Raw genomic sequence first — 4,444 nt, forward strand, 5'->3', positions numbered from 1 at the left:
CCCGCCAGCAGGTCCAGCCGCCGCTGGTCGTCGCCCTGATAGGTGCAGGACGCCGCCAGCAGCAGGGGCATGGCCAGACGGTCCCGCACCGCTGCGGCATCGGCGCGCAGCCGGGTGGCGAAGCCGGCCTCTGGCTGGGCAGGCGGGATTGCCGCCAGCACGAGGCCTTCGGCGGCGGCGAAGAGATCCGCGCGGCCCAGATGACACTCCCCCTTGGGGGCATGCATCCGCCCGCGCGAGAGCAGCGCGGTCAGCCTGCCATAGGCGGCCCGATCGGTCGGCCAAGTCAGCCACGAACTGCCGTCCTCCAACACCAGCCGGCAGCCCACCACGAAGCGCAGCCCGGCCTCCTGGGCCGCGACATGGCCCCGCACCACGCCCGCCAGGCTGTTGGTGTCGCAGATGCTCAGCCCGGCCAGGCCGAGCGCGGCTGCCGCCTGCACCAGCTCCGCCGGATGGGAGGCGCCGTCGAGGAAGGAGAAGTTGGAACGCGCGCCCAACTCGGCGAAGCCGGTCATGGCAGGTGGCCATGCAGCAGCCAGCGCGGAGCCCCAGGCAACCCAGTGCGGCAGACCCAGAGCCGCACCCCGGAGGCGAGCTCCACCTGGTAGTAGTCGCGCCGGAAGCGGTTAGGGCGGTTCCGCCACCACTCCGGCTCCAGCCGCAACGGCCCCTCGACCCGGTGCAGGCGATGCGCCAGCCCCTGCAGGCGCAGCAGCGAGGGCGGGCCGTCCGGCAAGGGGATCACCACCTCCAGTGGCGCCGGCCGGCGCAGCAGCAGGACAGGCCGTGGCTGCGCGGCCCAACCGGGCGGCACGGTCGGGTCTACATCATGCGGATCCTGCGCCGTTACCGCATGCTCCGGCCAATGGCTGGCAACGGGCGCCACGCGATGTACCGGCAGCCGCTGACCCAGGCGGTCGAGCAATTGTGCCAGGGCCACCGCCATGGCGGCCTCATCACGCCGGCCGCCGACCGCAAGGCTGGGCTGGACAGCGACCGCCATCGGCTCGGTGGCGCGCGCCTCCAGCGCCATCCGCTCGAAGCCGAGATCGGGCTCCAGCCGTTCCAGCCGCTCGGCAAACAGCCGGCGCAGATGCGCCGGGTCGCGCATCGCCAGCCCGGTGCCGATCGCCACCTCCTGCACCGCGCCATCCACCCGCCACGCCGTGAGCGTGATCTGGCGTGCGCCGAGCCCAGCCTGACGCAGCCCGGCGCAGAGGTCTTCCAGCAGCCGGTCAAGCACCGCGTCGATACCAGTGCGGGTAATGATCGGCTCCAGCAAGTCCTGAATGGCAGCGAGGTCCGGGGGCGGGATCGCGGGCTGGATGGAAACTCGCCGCCGCCCGACCACCCCATCCAGCCGGCCCAGCAAATCCTGGCCGAAGCGTCGGGCCAGAGGGCCGCGGGGCTGGCCGAGCAAGTCATGCACCCGACGCAGGCCCAGCCGGGCAAGCTCCGCCAGCATCGCCTGGGGCAGGCGCAGTGCTGGGCCGAGCAGCAAGGGCGCCACCACCCCGGCCTCGATGCCGGAGACAACCACCGGATTGTCGCCGCGGGCGCGGGCCAGGGCGGCGCCCGTTGCGGCAGCCCCCGCCACCGCGCCCCGCGTGGTAATGCCGACCTGCCGCAGCCTGACCAGCGCATCCCGCAGCAGTGCTGCCTCGCCGCCCAGGAGATGGGCACAGCCGGTGATGTCGAGCAGCAGCCCGTCGGGCGGATCGGCCGCAGTCAGCGGGGTGTAGCGCCGCGCCCAAAGCGCCAGGGCGTGCAGCGCCCGCGCATCGCCAGCGGGGTCGGCAGGTCGCAGCAGCAGATCGGGCGCGATCGCCTGCGCATCGGCCAGTGCCTGCCCGGGTCGCAGCCCGACATCAGCGGCAGCACTGTCCACTGCGGTCAGGACCCGGCGATTGCCGAAGGGTTCCCAGGTGGCAAGCGGCAGGCTGCGCGGCAGGCCTGGCTCCGCCCGGCGGATCCGGTCGGTGGCGAGGCTAGGCAGGTACAGAGCCAGGTAACGTGCCGTCATCCGGCCGCGTGCCGGGTTGCGCCGGTGGCGGTCGCCTCCTTGTCGAGGTCCAGCCGCCCGGTCGCGGCGCGCCACGTTACGGCCCAGGGGCCGCCCGGCCGGCCGCCGCGCACGCGCAGCAGTTCCAACTGCCAGCGCGGGTCGTCCAGGCCATGCCCGGCGCCAAGCGAGCCGATCCGCCAGCGTGTGACGGCCGCGGTGTGGTCGGCGCAGGCGGCATCGGGCCGCAGCACCAGGCCGAGCGCTCCGCCTGCCTCGGCGGCCAATTGCAGCCGGCGCGTCGCCGTCAGGTCCAGCTTGCCGCCGCCGGGAGGAGGGGCGAGCGCAAGCAGCGCGCCGGTGACGGCGGGGCAGCGCAGCGCCTCCTCCATCGCCCAGAGCGCATCGGGCCATCGCTCGGCCCGAACGATAACCAGGCTGGCAGGGGCAAGGCCGCAGCGCGCAAGCCCCGGCGGCCAAGCCATCAGCTCGTCCCGCCCGGTCGCGATCCAGAGGATGGTGCCCCCAGTGCGGGCCAGCAGCACGGCGCAAAAGGCCGCCCCGCAGCCGGGCGTGGTGGCCAGAACCTCATGCACGGCGGCACGTGCCAAGCCACCACCGGGCAGCGGCAGGCCTTCGCAGACGGGGACGGCGCCCAGATTGTGCTGTGCTCGGCCAAAACCCTCCAGCCGCGTCACACGCGCCCGCAATGCGGCGAGCACGGCGGCCTGGTCAAGCGGGACGTCAGGAGCGGCTGAAGGCATGGTCTGGCATCCCGCGTCGTCGTCGCACGTCGTCCGGTACATCGGGTCCGGGCATCGCCTCCTGGCGAAGGCGGAGGCGCCTATCCGGCGCTGTGCGGCGGCTGCGGGGGCTTGCGCATCACCACGAAATTTGCCCGCTCCAGCTGGACAGCGAGCTGCTCGGCCAACAGCGCGGCAGCCATTTCCCACACGCTACCCCGCCGCGGGCGACCGCGTTCGTCGAAACGCAGGCCATAGGCCAGGGCCGAGGCGACTTCCGCTGGATCTGCCGGGACCAAGGGTGCCGTCAAGGGAGCAGGAGGCTCAGCCATGCCTTCTGGCGGTGGTTCAGGGTCGGGAGAATCGGAAGGGCGCATGGCGGCTGACGATGGCGAAGCGTTGCGAACGAAGCAAGAACAAAAAAATGACCATACCGCTCCCGATGCCGGCAGTCTCCGATACCAGAGCTTTGTGGTTTGACCTGTGAACCGCCCAGGGTTTGCCGAAGGCCGGTGAGCTTGAGTCACGCCGCCCGGGCGGGTGGCTCGAGCTGAGCATAGTCCCGCGCCTCGGCATCGGCGGGCGGCATGTAGGAGACGGAATCAAGCGTGTCCCGGACGAGATCGGTGATTTCTGTCTGCCCCCGGGTCGGTGTCCCCGACACTGAATCCAGTGCTTGGTGTAAATTGCCGGTTGGGGAGATGAGTTCATCAGCGATGTGAGCCCTTCGCGCCCAGCCGCCGGCGATGACCAAGCTATCCTCGTCCGCCTCCGGCTGGGTCTCCACCGGCCCTCCATCTGACTGGCACCTTCCTGGGATCGTATACTCCGGTGTGGGCATCGCAGTGGATATGCTGCTTCAGGAAATCCGCCACCGCGGCGCCCCCTTCCTGCTGCGCCAGGACCTTCCAAACCACCTTCAGGCTATCGCGTACGGTCTGGCCCACTTTCCCGTAGACGGGCATGAGCTTTTGCCGTTTGGTGCCGCTGGCGTCTGTCAGCAGCAGCGACCGCGGCAAATCATCGGTAAAGCTTTTATCAAGGCCACGGCTCTGACGTAGTAAGCCAACCAACTCAACATGCGCCTTTTCGACTGTCTTGGCCCCCGCGAACAAGCTCTGGCAAAGCGGCCGTAGGCTGGCGCGGAGGCTTATGGCTGCAGCCAATTCGGTACTTTTGCCTTTCTCAGGCCTAGTGTTGACATGTCGGCGCTCCAGTTCGGCCAGGAGAAGGTTTGCTACCGGTACGCGAGGTGACTGAAGCAGCACCGCGATGGCTCGCATACCTCGGCTCACGGCTTCCCTGCCGAGGAGAGGAATCAGAATTTCCGCTTCGCCCCATTTGACCAAGCAGAATTCTCCCTCCGGCCTGCGCTGGAATCGCCATTCGGCGTCGATCGCGCCGGACTCAGACTGCAATGCGGATAGTTCCAGCAGCAGGGCGGCCTCATCGACAGCGATGTCGCGTAACACAAGACGGCCACAAACTTCACGGCGCCGTACCCGCATGGTCCATTCACCGTGTGCGACGGCTATGGCATTCCCGTAGTCGAGATCGCACTCCTGCCACTGACCTTCCCCCCTGCCTGGGATCCATCTGTGATGAGAGAGTTGGCCTCCTTGGAAGGGGGCAGTGATGCCAAGGAAGCGTCACACGGCGGAGCAGATCATCGGGCTGCTGCGGCAGGCTGAGGTGG

General features: G+C 69.7%; 5 protein-coding genes. All 5 read right to left on the reverse strand.

What is annotated here, in order from left to right:
* A partial coding sequence (locus tag H7965_RS28910; RefSeq protein ID WP_186773959.1) for a PHP domain-containing protein occupies window positions 1-518 on the reverse strand: 518 nt, incomplete at its 3' end.
* Window positions 515-2,026 (reverse strand): Y-family DNA polymerase, encoded by a 1,512-nt coding sequence (locus tag H7965_RS28915; protein WP_186773960.1) that lies wholly within the window; start codon window positions 2,024-2,026, stop codon window positions 515-517. The genes H7965_RS28910 and H7965_RS28915, both read right to left, overlap by 4 nt.
* Window positions 2,023-2,769 (reverse strand): ImuA family protein, encoded by a 747-nt coding sequence (locus H7965_RS28920; RefSeq protein WP_186773961.1) that lies wholly within the window; start codon window positions 2,767-2,769, stop codon window positions 2,023-2,025. Before H7965_RS28920 ends, H7965_RS28915 begins: the two co-directional genes overlap by 4 nt.
* A gap of 502 nt (window positions 2,770-3,271) precedes the next feature.
* The gene (locus H7965_RS28925) at window positions 3,272-3,502 is read right to left on the reverse strand and encodes a hypothetical protein (protein WP_186773962.1); all 231 of its coding nucleotides are present in this window, start codon (window positions 3,500-3,502) and stop codon (window positions 3,272-3,274) included.
* Window position 3,503: 1 nt separating this feature from the next.
* Window positions 3,504-4,256, reverse strand: a complete 753-nt coding sequence (locus H7965_RS28930; RefSeq protein ID WP_186773963.1) for a hypothetical protein — start codon at window positions 4,254-4,256, stop codon at window positions 3,504-3,506.
* Window positions 4,257-4,444 lie beyond the last annotated feature (188 nt).

Source organism: Siccirubricoccus deserti (assembly GCF_014283215.1).
GTDB lineage: Bacteria > Pseudomonadota > Alphaproteobacteria > Acetobacterales > Acetobacteraceae > Siccirubricoccus > Siccirubricoccus deserti.